At 52.2% G+C, this 16,381-nt stretch carries 16 protein-coding genes; 14 read left to right on the top strand and 2 right to left on the bottom strand.

What is annotated here, in order from left to right:
• Positions 1–68: 68 nt before the first annotated feature.
• The 8 genes from BUB67_RS05805 (at position 69) to BUB67_RS05765 (ending at position 8,161) form a co-directional block, all read left to right on the top strand.
• On the top strand, positions 69–914 hold the full coding sequence (locus BUB67_RS05805; protein ID WP_073237181.1) for an energy-coupling factor transporter ATPase: 846 nt from the start codon (positions 69–71) through the stop codon (positions 912–914).
• A complete protein-coding gene (locus BUB67_RS05800) occupies positions 899–1,750 on the top strand; it encodes an energy-coupling factor transporter ATPase (protein WP_073237178.1) in 852 nt (283 codons plus the stop codon). The genes BUB67_RS05805 and BUB67_RS05800 overlap by 16 nt, the downstream gene beginning before the upstream one ends.
• A 244-nt stretch (positions 1,751–1,994) precedes the next feature.
• Complete coding sequence (locus tag BUB67_RS05795; RefSeq protein WP_073237175.1) at positions 1,995–2,798, top strand: energy-coupling factor transporter transmembrane component T family protein; 804 nt, start codon at positions 1,995–1,997, stop codon at positions 2,796–2,798.
• Positions 2,799–2,860: 62 nt separating this feature from the next.
• Positions 2,861–3,604 (top strand): tRNA pseudouridine(38-40) synthase TruA, encoded by a 744-nt coding sequence (gene truA / locus BUB67_RS05790; protein ID WP_073237172.1) that lies wholly within the window; start codon positions 2,861–2,863, stop codon positions 3,602–3,604.
• 1,388 nt (positions 3,605–4,992) lie between these two features.
• Positions 4,993–5,424: a 50S ribosomal protein L13 gene (gene rplM / locus BUB67_RS05780; protein ID WP_073237166.1), complete on the top strand. Its 432-nt coding sequence runs from the start codon at positions 4,993–4,995 to the stop codon at positions 5,422–5,424.
• A 33-nt stretch (positions 5,425–5,457) separates the two neighbouring features.
• Positions 5,458–5,850, top strand: a complete 393-nt coding sequence (gene rpsI / locus BUB67_RS05775) for a 30S ribosomal protein S9 (RefSeq protein ID WP_073237163.1) — start codon at positions 5,458–5,460, stop codon at positions 5,848–5,850.
• A 197-nt stretch (positions 5,851–6,047) separates the two neighbouring features.
• A complete protein-coding gene (locus BUB67_RS05770; RefSeq protein ID WP_073237372.1) occupies positions 6,048–6,848 on the top strand; it encodes an N-acetylmuramoyl-L-alanine amidase family protein in 801 nt (266 codons plus the stop codon).
• A 146-nt stretch (positions 6,849–6,994) separates the two neighbouring features.
• Positions 6,995–8,161 (top strand): aminotransferase class V-fold PLP-dependent enzyme, encoded by a 1,167-nt coding sequence (locus BUB67_RS05765; protein ID WP_073237160.1) that lies wholly within the window; start codon positions 6,995–6,997, stop codon positions 8,159–8,161.
• A gap of 72 nt (positions 8,162–8,233) precedes the next feature.
• Here BUB67_RS05765 and BUB67_RS05760 read toward each other — a convergent pair whose 3' ends face one another.
• On the bottom strand, positions 8,234–8,506 hold the full coding sequence (locus BUB67_RS05760) for an EscU/YscU/HrcU family type III secretion system export apparatus switch protein (RefSeq protein WP_073237369.1): 273 nt from the start codon (positions 8,504–8,506) through the stop codon (positions 8,234–8,236).
• Between the two features lie 2 nt (positions 8,507–8,508).
• Positions 8,509–9,105 carry a flagellar hook-length control protein FliK gene (fliK, locus tag BUB67_RS05755; protein WP_073237157.1) on the bottom strand — a complete coding sequence of 199 codons (597 nt, stop codon included), beginning with the start codon at positions 9,103–9,105 and terminating at the stop codon, positions 8,509–8,511.
• 238 nt (positions 9,106–9,343) lie between these two features.
• On the opposite strand from fliK, the gene amrA reads away from it, so the two are divergent.
• From amrA to BUB67_RS05725, 6 genes are all read left to right on the top strand, one after another.
• Positions 9,344–10,747: an AmmeMemoRadiSam system protein A gene (gene amrA / locus BUB67_RS05750; RefSeq protein WP_073237153.1), complete on the top strand. Its 1,404-nt coding sequence runs from the start codon at positions 9,344–9,346 to the stop codon at positions 10,745–10,747.
• Positions 10,748–10,769: 22 nt separating this feature from the next.
• Positions 10,770–11,768 (top strand): AmmeMemoRadiSam system radical SAM enzyme, encoded by a 999-nt coding sequence (amrS, locus tag BUB67_RS05745; protein WP_073237150.1) that lies wholly within the window; start codon positions 10,770–10,772, stop codon positions 11,766–11,768.
• Between the two features lie 117 nt (positions 11,769–11,885).
• Entirely contained in the window at positions 11,886–12,926 is a 1,041-nt protein-coding gene (gene argC, locus BUB67_RS05740) for an N-acetyl-gamma-glutamyl-phosphate reductase (protein WP_073237147.1), read from the top strand.
• A 15-nt stretch (positions 12,927–12,941) separates the two neighbouring features.
• Positions 12,942–14,162, top strand: coding sequence for a bifunctional glutamate N-acetyltransferase/amino-acid acetyltransferase ArgJ (gene argJ / locus BUB67_RS05735; RefSeq protein ID WP_073237144.1), 1,221 nt, complete (start codon positions 12,942–12,944; stop codon positions 14,160–14,162).
• Between the two features lie 121 nt (positions 14,163–14,283).
• Positions 14,284–15,144 (top strand): acetylglutamate kinase, encoded by an 861-nt coding sequence (gene argB / locus BUB67_RS05730; protein WP_073237140.1) that lies wholly within the window; start codon positions 14,284–14,286, stop codon positions 15,142–15,144.
• Between the two features lie 34 nt (positions 15,145–15,178).
• The gene (locus BUB67_RS05725; protein ID WP_073237137.1) at positions 15,179–16,372 is read left to right on the top strand and encodes an acetylornithine transaminase; all 1,194 of its coding nucleotides are present in this window, start codon (positions 15,179–15,181) and stop codon (positions 16,370–16,372) included.
• The last annotated feature ends 9 nt before the right edge of the window (positions 16,373–16,381 follow it).

The raw sequence follows: 16,381 nt of genomic DNA, 5'->3' as shown, positions 1-16,381 counted from the left end.
GCGCTGTGCGCAGACTCCGGGGTTTTCTGGTGGTTTGTATCTTTTAGGCAGTAAGACAAAGGTGATTTATGAGAGTATCTAATAGAAAAAAAGTAATCTGTCTGCAAGGGGTTTCCTACAGTTACCCCGGGACTAACAACCGGATTGTGTTGGACAACATCAATCTGGATGTGCATGCCGGGGAAATGCTTGTTTTGCTCGGCCCCAACGGGTCAGGCAAGTCTACCCTAGCCAGGCTTATGAATGGTCTGCTGGCGCCGTCCTGCGGTCAAGTGCTGGTGGACGGGTTGAATACCGCCGATGATACTTCCCTGTGGCAGGTCAGAAAAAAAGTTGGCATGGTGTTTCAAAACCCGGACAACCAGTTGGTGGCGGCGACGGTGGAAGAAGAACTGGCCTTCGGCATGGAAAACCTGGGTTTTCCCCCGGAGGAAATGATGAAGCGCATCAGGGAAATCAGCGCCCGTATGCAGTTGGACGAACTTCTGAATTTTCCGCCTCACCGCCTGTCCGGAGGGCAAAAACAGCGGGTGGCCATCGCGTCCGTCTTAGCCATTGAGCCACAGGCGCTGGTTTTGGATGAACCTACGTCTATGCTGGACCCTGCCGGGCGTCGGGAAGTTATATCGGAGCTGAACCGCTTAAAACAGTCCGGCAAAACAGTGGTCTTAGTAACCCATGATATGACCGAAGCCATCACAGCAGACCGAATTGTCGTCTTAGTGCAGGGAAAAGCAGCCTTCATGGGGCCCCCCCGGGAATGTTTTTCCCGGGTTGCATGGCTGCAAGAGATCGGGCTTGAGATTCCCCCGGCAGCTGAATTGGCCCGCAGAATAAGGGGAAAGGGACTGGTTGTTCCGCAAGACCTGTACCATGTGGCGGATTGGGTTGAGTATTTATGCCAGGAATCATAGATATAAAAAACCTTTATGTATCCTATGCGCCGGGCACCCCTATACAACGGCATGCGCTGCGGGGTATCAGCATGGCTGTGGAAAAAGGGGAATATAGAGCCATTATAGGCCCCCAGGGGTCCGGCAAATCGACCTTGCTGCAGGTGATGGCCGGGCTGATTGAGGCAGAGGGCCGGGTTTCCGTTTGCGGCAAGGACTTGCGTCATAAAAAGAACAGAGACGGTCTTTGGCGGCAGGTAGGAATCATCTTTCAATACCCGGAACGGCAGCTGTTTGAAGACACCGTGTTTAATGATATAGCCTACGGCCCCAGGAACATGGGCCTCAGCGAAGACGAGGTGCGGCGGCGCGTTAAAGCAGCGCTGGAAGCCGTAAACCTGGACGAAGAGGTTTACTGCCTGTCCCCCTTCAAACTGAGCGGGGGACAAAAGCGAAGGGCCGCCATAGCAGGCATCCTTGCCATGGAGCCGGAAGTATTACTGTTGGATGAGCCGACGGCCGGACTGGACCCCCGGGGAAAGCGGCAGTTGATGGACTTATTTTCCAACCTCTGCCGGAAAAAGCAGGTTACGCTGGTACTGGTCACCCACGACATGGAGGAAGTGGCCCACCGGGCGGACACTGTCACCGTATTATACCGCGGCAGGATTGCCATGGGGGGAACCCCAAAGGAAATCTTTGCCCGCTGTAAGGAACTGGAGAGTATTGGCTTATTCGTTCCCTTTGCCGCCCAGCTGGCGACGTCCCTGCAAGCAAAAGGCCTGCCGGTACGGAACATGACCACCCTGCCGGAAGCGGAACAGGAAGTGGCGAGGTTGCTTAAGGGTAGGGCTTAAGGGTCCAGCTGTCAGCCGTCAGCCTTCAGCGTTATTGGATTTTGCTGATACACTGACAAAGAATGACCCTTGACAGCAGGTTAACCAATGGCATACAATTGGCTGATGGCTGATGGCTGATGGCTGATGGCTGATGGCTGATGGCTGATGGCTGATGGCTGATGGCTGATGGCATAAGCTTCTTAGAATAGCAACCACTACCTAGTCTAATACAACAACTGCAGGAGGTATGTAGCAGCTACCAATGTCCCTCTTCTCCAACATCACATTGGGCCAGTATTACCCCGGAGCGTCACTACTCCACCGGATGGACCCTAGGGCGAAAATTCTGGCGCTGCCACTGGTGATGATCATGGTACTGCTGGCCGACGGTACAGCCGGTTTTATAATGTCAGGGATCCCGGTGCTGCTGGCCCTGCTGCTGGCAGGAATCCCACCGGGGACTTACTGGCGGGGCTTAAAACCGCTGTGGGCCATTTTGTTGATAGGCCTGGCCATCCAGTCCCTGACATATCCGGGGGAAAAATTGTGGCAGTGGGGAATGCTAAGTGTCAGCCGGGAAGGTTTCATCCTGGGGATGAAGCTTTCTTACCGACTGAGTTTACTCATTTTGTCCACCATGTTATTAACCATGACCACCACGCCCATGAACCTGACTGCTGCCCTAGAGAAACTGCTGCAGCCTTTAAAAAAATTCGGCGTGCCAGCCCACGAGCTGGCCATGATGATGACCATTGCCTTGCGCTTTGTACCCACACTTTTAGAGGAAGCCGAAGCGGTTATGAAGGCCCAACAAGCCCGGGGGGGCTCTGTCAGCACCGGCAACCTGAACCAGCGACTGAGGGCTTCGGTGGCGTTGTTAGTACCGTTACTGGCAGGTTCAATAAGGAGAGCCGATGAACTGGCTATGGCTATGGAAGCCCGCGGTTACAGGGGGGATACCGGGCGGACACGGCTCAAGCAGTTTAAATACCGTCCGGTGGATATTATTGTATTAACAGTTTTAATTGCTTTGACCATCGTCGTGGCGGCGGACCGCTGGGCATAGTTTCGAAATTCGAGATGCGAGGTTCGAAGTTCGAACTGGGAGATTGGGTGTGATAGGCAGATATGAAAAATATAAAGTTAACAGTGGCTTACGACGGGACAAACTACCACGGCTTTCAGGAGCAACGGGGGACTGGGTTGGCAACCATCCAGGAGGTATTAGAAAGCACCCTCAGTAAAATTGCCAAAGCGCCCATTCAGGTTATTGGGGCCGGCCGTACCGATGCTGGCGTACACGCCTGGGGGCAGGTGATTAATTTTCGCAGCCACTGCTGGCCGGTTCCCACCAGTAAGATTCACCTGGCTATGAACGCCCTGTTGCCGGACGATATCAAAGTGATGAAAGCTGAGGAAGTACCGCTGGATTTTCATGCCCGGTTTTCCGCCACTGCCAAAACTTACCGCTACTCTATTTATAATCACCGGGTTATGTCACCCCTGCACCGCCTGTACTGTTACCATGAACCAAGGCTGCTGGATGTCAGGGCCATGCAGGAAGGTGCCGCCTACCTGGTGGGCACCCATGATTTCAAAAGTTTTCAGGCCCAGGGTACCCCGGTGAAAGACACTGTGAGAACCATTTACCGGGCGGACATCCTCAGCGAGCCGCCGTTAATTCACCTTTACCTGAGAGGAAACGGCTTTCTTTACAATATGGTACGCATTATCACCGGTACCCTGCTGGACATTGGTATGGGTAAAATACCGCCTTCGGAAATGTCCCATATCATAGCTGCCCGGGACCGCACCAGGGCCGGCACCACTGTTCCACCCCAGGGCTTGTGTTTGATGGAAGTGGAGTATTAGGTTTTCGATTATTCCTAAGGGGTCTGGGTAAAGGCCCAACAATCAGCTAATATCTGACAGTTGAGTCTTTATTCGTGATTCGTGCAAAACTAATAAATTCTCTGTACCCGATAAATTAGAACACACATACATAACTGGGACTAAGGTATCTAGAATATTTTTTCAAAAAAGATAGCCTGTAATAGAGATGTTAGTTTGGAAACTTCTATATCAATGATCGAATCCTTTGATGATATTCCAGAATATATAATTGATTCCCAGGAAACTGTAACAGTAACAGCTGTTAATGATGCTATACAGTCTCTCGATCCTATTATGAGACAGGTAATACACCTACGTTATTTTGAAGAAATGAAAGTTAAAAACATAGCTTTGCTAAGCCTGAGGGAACAATAAAAATATTGCTCCATAGGGAAAAAGGTTTTATAAAAGCAAGATTAATAAAAGAAGGTTACATTGAAGTAAGTGGATTTAAGGACGGTGTTAAGAATGAGTAAACACGGCGAATATAGCTCCGTTCCAGTGCTTTAAAGGATGTTCCTTATGATATTTTACTACCGGTTGAGGCGATGGGTACTTATAAAATAGAAAGAGCAGAAACAAATGATGTAGGCCAATCCCTGTTTACAACTTGACTATGATTATACTGTAGGATATTATATTGATGTAAATGGCTATGGAATTTTGACAAAAGAAATCCCTGCATCTGGTTATACAAGGTTTGACAAAACCTTTATTCCGTAAACTATTAAGGATGGGTCATGGATTATATTTTGAAATTTCTATTCCTTATAGTCTTATATCTGCTGATCATGAAAATTATTAGAAGTATTTTAGAACTGTATCATATCAATTTTGTAGAATTTTTACACTTTTTATGGAAAAAATTAAGAAAATAGAACAGATTATAATTAATTAAAAATTGAAATATTGAATAGCGCTCTTTTCACAGTGGCGCTCTCTTTTTTTCTCTTAGGTAGATAGATTAATTTGTATAAAAATACCTGCAACCGGGTTCAACAGATATGCAGTTGGAGTCCTGGTCGTCTGACCTGAAAAAAATACCCTCCTGGGCAGATAAGGGACAGCTAACCATGGAGGAACCGCCGTAACCACGCAGCAGATTTTATTACTAAATAAGATGATAACATAGACAGCACTTGACAAAAGTTTAACAATGCCCCAAAATTGGCTGATGGCTGATGGCTGATGGCTGATGGCTGATGGCTGATGGCTGATGGCTGATGGCTAAAGAAATACCACCAAGTCATGTTCATACACTTGACACTCTATTTTTAATCGATTAAAATACTATTATGTGTGGCCAGTTGCGATTCCCGCCCCGTTGTCGTAATTTGGCCCAGTGCAGTAAGGAGGGTATACGGACAATGAAGACAACATTCATGGCCAAGCCAGCTGAAATACAGCGCAAGTGGTATGTCATAGATGCTGCAGGAAAGGCCCTTGGTCGTGTAGCTGCAGAAGCTGCTCGTATTTTACGTGGTAAGCACACTCCCATGTACACTCCCCACGTAGATACCGGTGACCATGTAATTATAATCAATGCTGATAAGGTAATCCTTACCGGTAAAAAACTGGATCAAAAAATGTACACCCGGCACAGTGGTTATCCCGGCGGTTTGAAACAGTTCTCCTACCGCACCATGCTGGATAAACGTCCGGAGCTGATTGTGGAAAAGGCCGTTAAAGGCATGCTGCCCCATACCCGTTTAGGCGAACAACAGCGTAAGAAGCTGAAGGTTTATGCTGGCAGCGAGCATCCCCATCAGGCTCAAAAGCCGGAAGTGTGGAACTTTTAATCATTAGAGTCTTTACCGGAAGGAGGATATATTGTGGCTCAAGTACAATTTTACGGAACCGGCCGGCGTAAGAACGCAGTGGCCAGGGTTTACCTGGTACCCGGCGAAGGCAAGGTTGTTGTAAATAACAAACAAGTATTAGAGTATTTCGGACGCAAAACGCTGGACATGGTTGTTCGCCAGCCCCTGGAGCTGACCAACACCACCGGCCGTTTTGACGTAATTGCCAAAGTAGCAGGCGGCGGCGTCAGCGGCCAGGCAGGCGCTGTCAGACATGGTATTGCCCGTGCTCTGGTGCAGGCCGACCCCAACCTGCGTCCCGTATTAAAACGTGCCGGCTTCCTGACCCGCGACCCGCGGATGAAAGAACGCCGTAAGTACGGTCTCAAGAAGGCCCGCCGTGCGCCTCAATTCTCCAAACGTTAATCTACCAGATACGAAAGGAAGGCAAATGCCTTCCTTTTTATTATACTCTTGAAATTACTCCGGCCCTTACAATTACACAACCGGACGGGCGCCACCGGACTGGCTTTTTATGCTGGTTCTGCTTCTATTTACCAAAAACCGAGCATACCATTCCTTTAGAAGACTTGTACTGATAAAAGGAGTGGTAGGTTTTGGCCATGATCAGGGCAGTTAAAATAAAGAAAAGGTACATCATTGGGTGTATGGCCTTGCTGGTGCTGTCGGTCCAATTTTATAAGATGGCTATAATTAAACGAGAAGAACAGCACATTGCTGCCTTATCTTATGTTCTGACCAACAAGGTGATTGTGGTGGACCCGGGGCACGGGGGAAGAGACCCGGGGAAAATCGGCGTCAGCGGGGTGCCCGAGAAGGAGATCAACCTGGAGGTGGCCAAACGACTGGCTACCCTCCTGGGTGAAATGGGAGCAGCAGTGATCTTGACCCGGGACACCGATATGGATTTAAGTGACGCTTCAACCCCGGGAAACAAAAAAAGGCAGGATTTATCCCGGCGGGCCGAGACGGCCAATGAAAGGAATGCCGACTTGTTCATCAGCATTCACTGCAATGGGTTCACCAGCCCGCAGGAACACGGAGCCCAGGTTTTCTCCCAGCCCCATTCACCGGAAAGCAAGATTCTGGCCGAATGCATTCAGAAGGAAATGACGGTCATTTTAGGCAATACCAAGCGAAAGGCCAAGCAAGTGGACTACTATGTCACAAGAACCACCAAAATGCCGGCAGCCATTGTAGAAATCGGTTTTATCACCAACCCCAAAGAAGATAAATTGCTGCAGGACCCTTTATACCAGAGCAAAGTGGCCTGGAGCATTGCTGCCGGGATTATAAAATATTATGAGGGGAAAGAAAACGGAAAAGAAGATCCCGGCATTAAAGAAAAAGAAGTCCTTCAAACTTTTCGGCGGCAACCAGGCAACTATATACCTGCACCGTAAATCAATCACCCGGCTGGACAGGCGCTTTTGTTCTGCCGGGTGATTTTCTCCTGGTTCTAACAAATGCCGTTAACAGTCACCGGTGAATAATGTTTTGCATAGTATGGAACATTAACAAAAGCAGAATTTTTGAGGGGGCGAGAAGTTTGATTTATTTTGATTCCGCTGCCACTTCCTGGCCCAAGCCGCCGGAAGTCTGGCAGGCAATGGAACAATTTATCAGAGAAGTGGGAGCCAGCCCCGGGCGAGCAGGTCATAAACAAACCGTTGAGGCAAATCGAATTGTTGACGAAACGAGGCAGCTTTTAGCTGACCTTTTTAACGTAGGGGACCATCAACGCATCATTTTCACCTTAAATGCCACAGACAGTTTAAACCTGGCCATTAAGGGCTTGTTACGTTCCGGCGATCATGTCATTACCAGCTCCATGGAACACAATTCAGTGACCCGACCCCTCTATACCCTGGAATTTTACGGGGTGCAAGTAACCAAAGTGCAGTGCGACAACCAGGGGAATATTGATGTCAATGAGATTGAAAAGGCCATCCGGGCCAATACCAGGGCCATTGTTATGACCCATGCCTCCAACGTTACCGGAACCGTTATGCCGGTGGAAGAGGTGGGACGCATTGCCGCCAGGCACCGGATCCACTTTGTGGTGGATGCGGCCCAGACAGCGGGGTTGCTGGATATTGACGTAAAAAAATTAAACATCAGCATTTTGACCTTCCCGGGACACAAAAGCCTGCTGGGTCCACAGGGTACCGGGGGTCTTTACATTCGAGAGGATGTGCAGTTAAGGACTCTGCGGGAAGGGGGCACCGGCAGCGGTTCCGAAACGCCTGCGCAACCCGACATGCTGCCGGAAAAGTATGAAAGCGGCACCTTAAATGCGGTGGGCATTGCCGGTCTGGGCGCGGGGGTCAAGTTCCTGCGCAAAGTTGGGTTGGCCAAAATCAGAGAACACGAACTGAGGTTGACCAGGCGGTTCCTGGAGGGGGCGGCCCAGATTAAAGGACTGCATATTTACGGACCTGAGGATATGGAAAAGCGGGTGCCGGTGGTCTCCTTCCGCATTGACGGCTATAAAGCCGGCCAAGTGGGGAACCTGCTGGATAAAGAATATAATATCGCCTGCCGGGCCGGACTGCACTGCGCCCCGGATGCCCACCGCACCCTGGGTACCTTTGAGGAAAAACTGGTGCGGTTTAGTTTTTCTTATTTTAACAAACCTGAAGAAGTAGACTTTGCCCTCCATGCCCTGGGAAAAATTGCTGCGGAAAGACCGCTGGAGGTTCTGCCTGTTCGATAAATCAAATCTGTTAACCTGAACAAAGAACCGACCTCAAAGGGGTCGGTTCTTTGCGAGACAAAGAAATTCATACTATTTCGTCAGCTTATGATCCAAAGCAGCCACGTGCACCAGGACCCTGGCCACTGCCTCATAAAGCTCCCGGGGAATTTCCACGCCCAGCCCCAGCTCAACCAGGGTATGGGCAAGGGTTTCATCCCGGTAAAGGGGAATGTTATTTTCCCGGGCGAGTTTCTCAATGGCGCTGGCCATATCCCCTTTACCAACGGCCACAACGGTGGGGGCGTTGTCCTGGCCGTGACGGTAACGCAGGGCTGCCGCCACCCTTTCCCTTTTTGCTTTCATATTCATATCTTCACATCCAATAAGACGCTGGTTTCCTCCGAGGCAAAAGCGGGGTCAATATCGGCGATGCTGCGTATGCCCGACTGCATCCGGCAGGAAACAATCACGTTTTCATAGCCCAGCTCCGTCAATTCCTGCTGTAAATCCATGGCACCGGCCCGAAAGACTTCCACTACGGTCTGGGTTTCGGCGATACACTGCACAGACAGGAACTTGCCGGGCCGGGTGGTCAACGTAAACCATAATAATCCCAAGGTATCGGTGTTGATACTGAAGATGACCCTGGCTTCTCCGTTTGCCCCGGTTTGGGCAGAAAAATCTTTCAGCCGCCAATAAAATTTTGCATCTTCGTAGAGCGGGGTGCGCCAGGGCAGCGGCACATAGGTCAACTGATCCTGCCGATCGGGGACTGTTACAGGTTCCGTTGCTCTGGCAGGGCCGGCGGGGCGGCTGGTTTTAACGGACTCTCTGGCGGTTTCGGCAGCCAGGTTTTGTGCCAGCGCAAAGGGTTTTGGCTGGATTTTATCCACTTGTTTTCCGGGTGTTACCCGCATGTTATCAGTGGCTTTGAACAGGGCGGACATTACTTTGTCAATCATCAAACCACCCCCGTTAAAATTATACGTTCGACAAGGGCAAATTTGTTCCTTCCACCCTTGACAGATCGGCAGGATTTTCCCCTGCCTACCAGAAGTAAAAAGCGAGGTAATGTTTATGGAGGCGTTGGCTATTTGCTTTATCTTTACGGGCATCACATAAAAAACAGGCATTTTAGTTAGAATACGGAAGAAAGCCCGCTAGTCATTTTTAATATTCACAGGTTCGGAGGGATCCAATATGACAGTGGTATTCTGTGGCATCATGCCTCACCCGCCCATCGCCGTGCCGGAAGTGGGAGGCGCCGAGGCCGATAAAATTTTGGCCACCCGGGAGGCCATGCTGGAATTAGGGAGACGGGTCAAAGAAAGTGGCGCTGCTTCGCTGGTCATGATTTCCCCCCATGCGCCGGTCTTCGGGGATGCCATTGCCATCAACGGGCTGCCGGAGTCCAAAGGAGACCTGGGGCGCTTCGGGGCGGCACAGGTGGCTTTTACCTGCCGGTACGATAAGGAACTGGGAAGTGAAATTGGCTGGCAGGCGGCAGACCTTGGCCTGCCTGTGGTTGAGATCGATCAAAAAGTGGCGGGCCGGGTAGGGGTGGACTTGAGCCTGGATCACGGTTTTACCGTTCCCCTGTATTATCTTCGGCAGGCGGGGGTTGACTTGCCCCTGGTCCCCTGTTCCATGGGTGTCTTTGCTCCGGAAAAACTGTATGCCTTTGGCGTTGCCGTGCAGCGGGCTGCCCGGGCTGCGGAAACCAGGGTGGCGGTGATCGCCAGCGGCGACTTATCCCACCGCCTGACACCGGATGCACCGGCGGGCTATGATCCCAGGGGGAAGGAGTTCGACCAGGCCATGGTGTCCCTGATCAAAAACCTGGATGTGCCGGGCTTAATCAACCTGGAAGAAGATTTGTGTGAGAGAGCCGGCGAATGCGGCCTGCGCCCCATCACCATGATGTTGGGAGCTTTGGACGGGAACGCTGTCAACAGTGAAGTGCTGTCCTATGAAGGGCCCTTTGGGGTTGGCTATATGGTGGCCTCCCTGGTACCCACCGGCAGTGAACCGGGCAGAGAACTGCTGAAGAAGCTGCAGGAGGACCGTAAAAAAATCCTGGCAGAATTGCGAAGCCAGGAAAGTTACCTGGTTCAGGTGGCCCGGCAGAGTTTGGAGAGCTATCTCAGAGGGCAATGGAAAGACCCGGACAGCTATCATGTGCCGCCGGAGTTTACCGGCGCCGCCGGTACATTTGTTTCCTTTAAAAAGAACGGCCAATTAAGGGGCTGTATCGGCACCACCGCGCCCACCCGGAAGAATGTGGTGCAGGAGGTGGCTTACAACGCCGTCAGCGCCGGTACCCGGGACCCCCGTTTTTACCCCATCCGCCTGGACGAACTGGATGAACTGTCGGTTTCGGTGGACGTATTGATGCCCCCGGAACCCATCCACAGCATCGATCAACTGGATGTAAAAAAATACGGGGTGATTGTGCGGCGGGGCAGCAGGAGCGGCCTACTGCTGCCGGACCTGGAGGGAATTGACACACCCCGGCAGCAGGTGGAAATAGCAAAGCAAAAGGCGGGTATAGGGCCGGATGAGGAGGTACAGCTGGAGAGGTTTGAGGTAATTAGGTATAGATAGGTTGACCATTGGAGTGGTACAAATGCATGAAGCAATGTTTTGGCACAAGAAGGACAACGGGTTGGTTTTCTGCGAACTTTGTCCCAAGGGCTGCGGTATCCGGGACGGGCACAGGGGGTTTTGCCGGGTCAGGGAAAACAAGGAAGATGTTTTATATACCTTAAACTACAGCAAAGTTTCCTCCTGTGCCCTTGACCCTATGGAAAAGAAACCCCTTTACCACTTTTATCCCGGCAGCCTGGTTCTTTCCCTGGGAACCGTGGGCTGCAACCTGCGCTGTGGTTTTTGTCAGAACTGGCAGATTGCCCATGGCGACCCCAATACCTTGAAGCTGCCGCCCAAAGAGGCGGTGGACCTGGCCCTGGAACAGAGGGACAAGGGGCTGCCCTGTGTGGGCATCGCCTATACCTATTCTGAACCCTTTATGTGGTACGAATATGTTTATGATACCGCCCGTTTGGCCCGGGCAGCCGGTCTGCAAAATGTGCTGGTAACTAACGGTTATGTGCGGGAAGAACCCTTGAAGAAACTGCTGCCCTGTATCGATGCCATGAACATTGATGTCAAGGGATTCACGGATCATTATTACAAAGAGAACTGCGCGGGACACCTGGAACCGGTGCTCCGAACGGTAGAAATTGCCCGGCAGCAGTGCCATGTGGAGATTACCACCCTGCTGGTCCCCGGCCTCAATGACTCGCCCGCAGAAATCAAGGAACTGGTGAACTGGATCGCGGGTATGGACCCTGACATACCCCTTCACTTTTCCCGTTACTTCCCCAACTACAAGTTTGACCTGCCGCCGACCCCGGCGGCAACCATGCACCGGGCCTACGAGATTGCCAGGGAAAAGCTAAATTACGTCTTCCTGGGCAACCTGGGGGATCCCACCGGCCAGAACACCTATTGTCCCCAGTGCAATAAACTGCTCATTAAAAGGGGCGGCTATCAAACCGAGGTGGTGGGACTGGACGGACAGGCTTGCCGGGAGTGCGGACAAGCCATAGCCATCAAACTGTAAAAATTTATCGTTGTATTTTATTCATTAACATGTATAATTATAAATATTAGACCCTTGTTTTTATGAATAAAGATACTAAATATACAAATATTTATGCATAAACCCGGAGGTGCCGTGATGATCAAGGTAGGAGTGGTGGGGGCAACGGGCTATGCGGGGGCTGAATTGGTGCGCCTGCTGGCCGGTCACCCAGAGGTGGAGATAACTGTTCTAACCTCGCAAACCTATGCCGGCAAAAACATGTGGGAGGTTTTCCCCCATTTATACGGCATGGTGGACAAAACCCTGGAAGAATTAAATATACCCGAGCTGGTTTCCCGCTGTGATGTGATTTTTACCGCCCTTCCCCACGGCCATGCCATGCCCATCGGGCATGAGGTGATGCGCCGCGGCAGAAGGCTCATTGACCTGGGTGCGGATTTCCGTTTAAAAGATGTGGATGTCTATCAGTCCTGGTATAAGACAGAGCATACCGCTTCGGTTCTGGTGGCCTCAGCGGTTTACGGACTGCCGGAACTGCACCGGGATGAAATTAAGGGCAGCGTCATTGTGGCCAATCCCGGCTGTTATCCCACCGGCGCCATTTTGGGTTTGGCTCCTCTGCTTGCTAACAAATTAATTGACACGGAAACCATTATTATCGACTCCAAATCCGGTGTTTCCGGCGCTGGCAGGGGATTAAGCCTGAAAACTCATTTTTCCGAGACCACTGAAAACTTCCAGGCCTACGGGGTGGCAACCCACCGTCACACGCCGGAAATTGAGCAGGAGCTATCGGAATTGGCGGGTGTGCCGGTCATTGTGAACTTCACCCCTCATTTGACACCCATGGTCCGGGGCATTTTAAGCACTATATATGCAAAGCTGACCACAGACATGAGCGCCGAGGAGCTTACGGATTTATACCGCCGGTTTTACCACGGGGAACGGTTTATCAGAGTGCTGCCGGTGGGGATGTATCCGTCAACCAAGGCTGTGGCAGGCTCCAACCACTGCGATTTGTCCGTCACGGTGGATCCCAGGACCGGACGGGTGATTGTCCTGTCCGCCATTGATAATCTGCTAAAGGGCGCCGCTGGGCAGGCAGTACAGAACCTGAATGTTATGTTCGGGTTACCGGAGGACACCGGGTTGAATTTTGCAGGAATGTATCCGTAGAGAGGAAGGAAAGCCATGACAGAAGCAGGAGCTTATAGACAAATCCCCGGCGGGGTTACCGCCGCCAGGGGTTTTTCCGCCAGCGGGGTGCCCGCAGGGCTGAAAAAGGACGGTAAACTTGACCTGGCCCTGATTTATTCCGAAGCGCCCGCCAGTGCGGCAGGTGTTTATACCACCAACCTGGTCAAAGCAGCCCCCCTGGAACTGACCCGCCGGAGAGTTGCTGCGGGGACCGCCCGGGCGGTGATCATCAACGCCGGCAACGCCAACGCCTGCACCGGGGAAAGGGGTCTGACGGATGCCGCAGCTATGGCCCGCGCCGCAGCTTCATCCCTGGGGATTTCCGAAGAGGAGGTGCTGGTGGCCTCCACCGGGGTCATCGGTGTGCCGCTGCCGGTGGAAAAAATCGCAGCCGCAGCGCCCAAAGCGGCGGCTTCCTTAAGCAAAGAAAACCACACCTTGGCCTCCCGGGCCATTATGACCACAGACCTGGTGCCCAAAGAATATGCGGTGCAGGTCCATATAAAAAGGAGCGTTGTTACCATCGGCGGTATGGCCAAAGGGTCCGGCATGATTCACCCCAACATGGCCACCATGTTGTGCTTTATTACCACCGACGCCGCTATTGGCAGTGAGGCGCTGCAGACCGCCCTCAAGAAAGCGGTGGACCGTTCCTTTAATATGATCACAGTGGACGGGGATACCAGCACCAATGATATGGTGCTGGCGCTGGCCAACGGCCAGGCGGGCAACCCGGAGATCAAGACGGATACCGAAGATTACCGCCTTTTTTATGAAGGACTGCTGGAAGTATGCACTGCTCTGGCTAAAATGATTGCCCGGGACGGCGAGGGCGCCACCCGGCTCATTGAAGTAAACGTGACCGGCGCTCCCACCAAACAGGATGCCCGGCTGGCGGCCCGCTCGGTGGTGGGATCCAACCTGTTTAAAGCTGCGGTGTTCGGCAAAGACGCCAACTGGGGGCGCATCCTTTGTGCCCTGGGTTATTCCGGCGCTACTTTTGATCCCACCCGGGCCGATATTTTTATCGGTGACGTCCAGGTGGCCAGAAACGGCGGAGCGGTAGAGTTCGATGAGGAACGAGCCACCGAAATGCTAAACCAGGACCCGGTAACGGTCTTTGTTGATTTAAAATCCGGCGCCTATTCCGCAACGGCCTGGGGTTGTGACCTGACCTATGATTATGTGAGGATCAACGGGAGTTATCGGACATAATTAGCCGTCAGCCATCAGCTCTCAGCCCTCTGCTAAAAACAAAAAAGCTGAAGGCCGTCGGCAAAGTGCCAGACAACAACATGTTGAAATATAAGAACTATGAGGGAGAATCTATAAAACCATGCTAACTGCACTAGAAAAGGCCGGTATCCTGGTTGAAGCCCTGCCTTACATCAAAAAATTCTACGGGAAAACCGTTGTCATAAAATACGGCGGTCATGCCATGATCAACAGCGAGCTGAAGCAGGCCGTTATGACCGATCTGGTATTAATGAAGTTTGTGGGCATTAACCCGGTGGTGGTGCACGGGGGCGGCCCGGAAATCACCGGCATGCTGAAAAGGCTCGGCATAGAATCTCAGTTTGTCAGCGGCCTGCGGGTCACCGACTCTCCCACCATGGAGGTGGTGGAGATGGTGCTGGGTAAGCTGAACAAAGAAATCGTGGCCCTGATTAACCGGCTGGGGGGCCGGGGCGTGGGCCTGTCGGGCAAGGACGCCAATTTAATCATTGCTAACAAAAAGCTGGGCAGCGGCCAGCAGGACATCGGCTTCGTGGGAGAAGTGGCCCAAATTAATCCGCAGCTGGTAGAGACGGTGATTAAAGAGGGCTACATTCCGGTGGTTTCACCGGTGGGCAGCGGCCCCGCAGGAGAGAGCTATAACATTAACGCGGATACGGTGGCCGGCGCCATGGCTACCGCCCTGCAGGCAGATAAACTAATTATTTTAACCGACGTAGAAGGAATCCTGGAGGACCGTAACGATAAAAATTCCCTGCTGTCCACCATCAAGGTGGAGGAAATCCCGTCGCTGATTGAGCGGGGTGTTATCCAGGGGGGCATGATCCCCAAGGTGGAATGCTGCATCAACGCCATCAAAGGCGGGGTTGCCACCACCCACATTCTGGATGGGCGAGTGCCCCACTCCATTCTGCTGGAGGTATTCACGGACAAAGGGATCGGCACCATGGTTGTTAAGTGAGAAGTGAGATGTGAGAGGTTAGAGGTGGGAAAGAATGAATAACCAAGAGATATTGGCCATGGGTCAACAGTATGTGATGAATACATATGGGCGGTTACCCATGGCTCTTGTTAAAGGGGAAGGGTGCTGGGTTTGGGACGCCGATGGCAAGCGGTATTTAGATTTTGTGGGGGGGCTGGCGGTGAATTCCTTAGGGCACGCTCACCCCAAGGTAGCGGAGGCCGTCTGCCGGCAGGCCAGGACCTTGCTGCACTGCTCAAACCTCTACTGGATTGAGCCCCAGGTAAAACTGGCTAAAATACTGGTGGAAAATTCCTGTGCCGGGAAGGTCTTTTTCTGCAACAGCGGCGCCGAAGCCAACGAGGGGGCCATTAAACTGGCCCGCAAGTATGCCAAATTAAACCTCGGCCCGGATAAGTATGAGATTATTACTGCCACCAATTCCTTCCATGGCCGTACCCTGGCGGCTGTCACTGCCACCGGCCAGACCAAATATCAAAAGGGGTTTGATCCCCTGCCCCAGGGCTTCAAATATGTACCCTACAACGATTTGGCAGCCCTGGAGCAAAGCATTGGCCCTCACACCTGCGCGGTGATGCTGGAACCGGTGCAGGGCGAAGGGGGCGTTATTCCGGCCCGGCCGGAATACCTGGCGGGCGTGGCGGAGTTATGCCAGGAAAAGGGGCTGCTCCTCATTTTTGACGAAGTCCAGTGCGGCCTTGGGCGTACCGGCAAATTTTTGGCCTACCAGCACTATCAAGTGGAGCCGGATATCATTACCCTGGCCAAGGCCCTGGGCGGCGGCTTCCCCATCGGGGCCATGCTGGCCAAGGACCATGTGGCAAGGGCCTTCCAACCGGGCGATCACGCCAGCACCTTTGGGGGCAACCCCCTGGCCTGCACCGCTGCCCTAGCGGCCATGGAAGCTATTTTACAAGATGGGCTGCTGGAAAATGCCCAGAGGACGGGCGAATACTTCAGAAACCGTTTAAATGCCCTGGCGCAGAAATATTCCTGTGTTAAAGAAGTCCGGGGAGCAGGTCTGATGCTGGGGATGGAGCTGGCCATAGAAGGCAAGGACATCGTCGCCCGCTGCCAGGAGCAGGGACTGCTCATCAACTGCACCAACGGCAATGTGTTGCGATTCCTGCCGCCTTTGATCGTCACCAGGGAAGAAGTGGACCAGGCAATGACAATCCTGGATCAAGCAATGAAGAATGTATTGTAGGAGGTACAC

This window comes from Desulforamulus putei DSM 12395, assembly GCF_900129195.1.
GTDB classification, from domain to species: Bacteria; Bacillota; Desulfotomaculia; order Desulfotomaculales; family Desulfotomaculaceae; genus Desulfotomaculum; species Desulfotomaculum putei.
The sequence above is the reverse complement of the archived record's forward strand: the minus strand, read 5'-3'. Positions and strand labels throughout refer to the sequence as shown.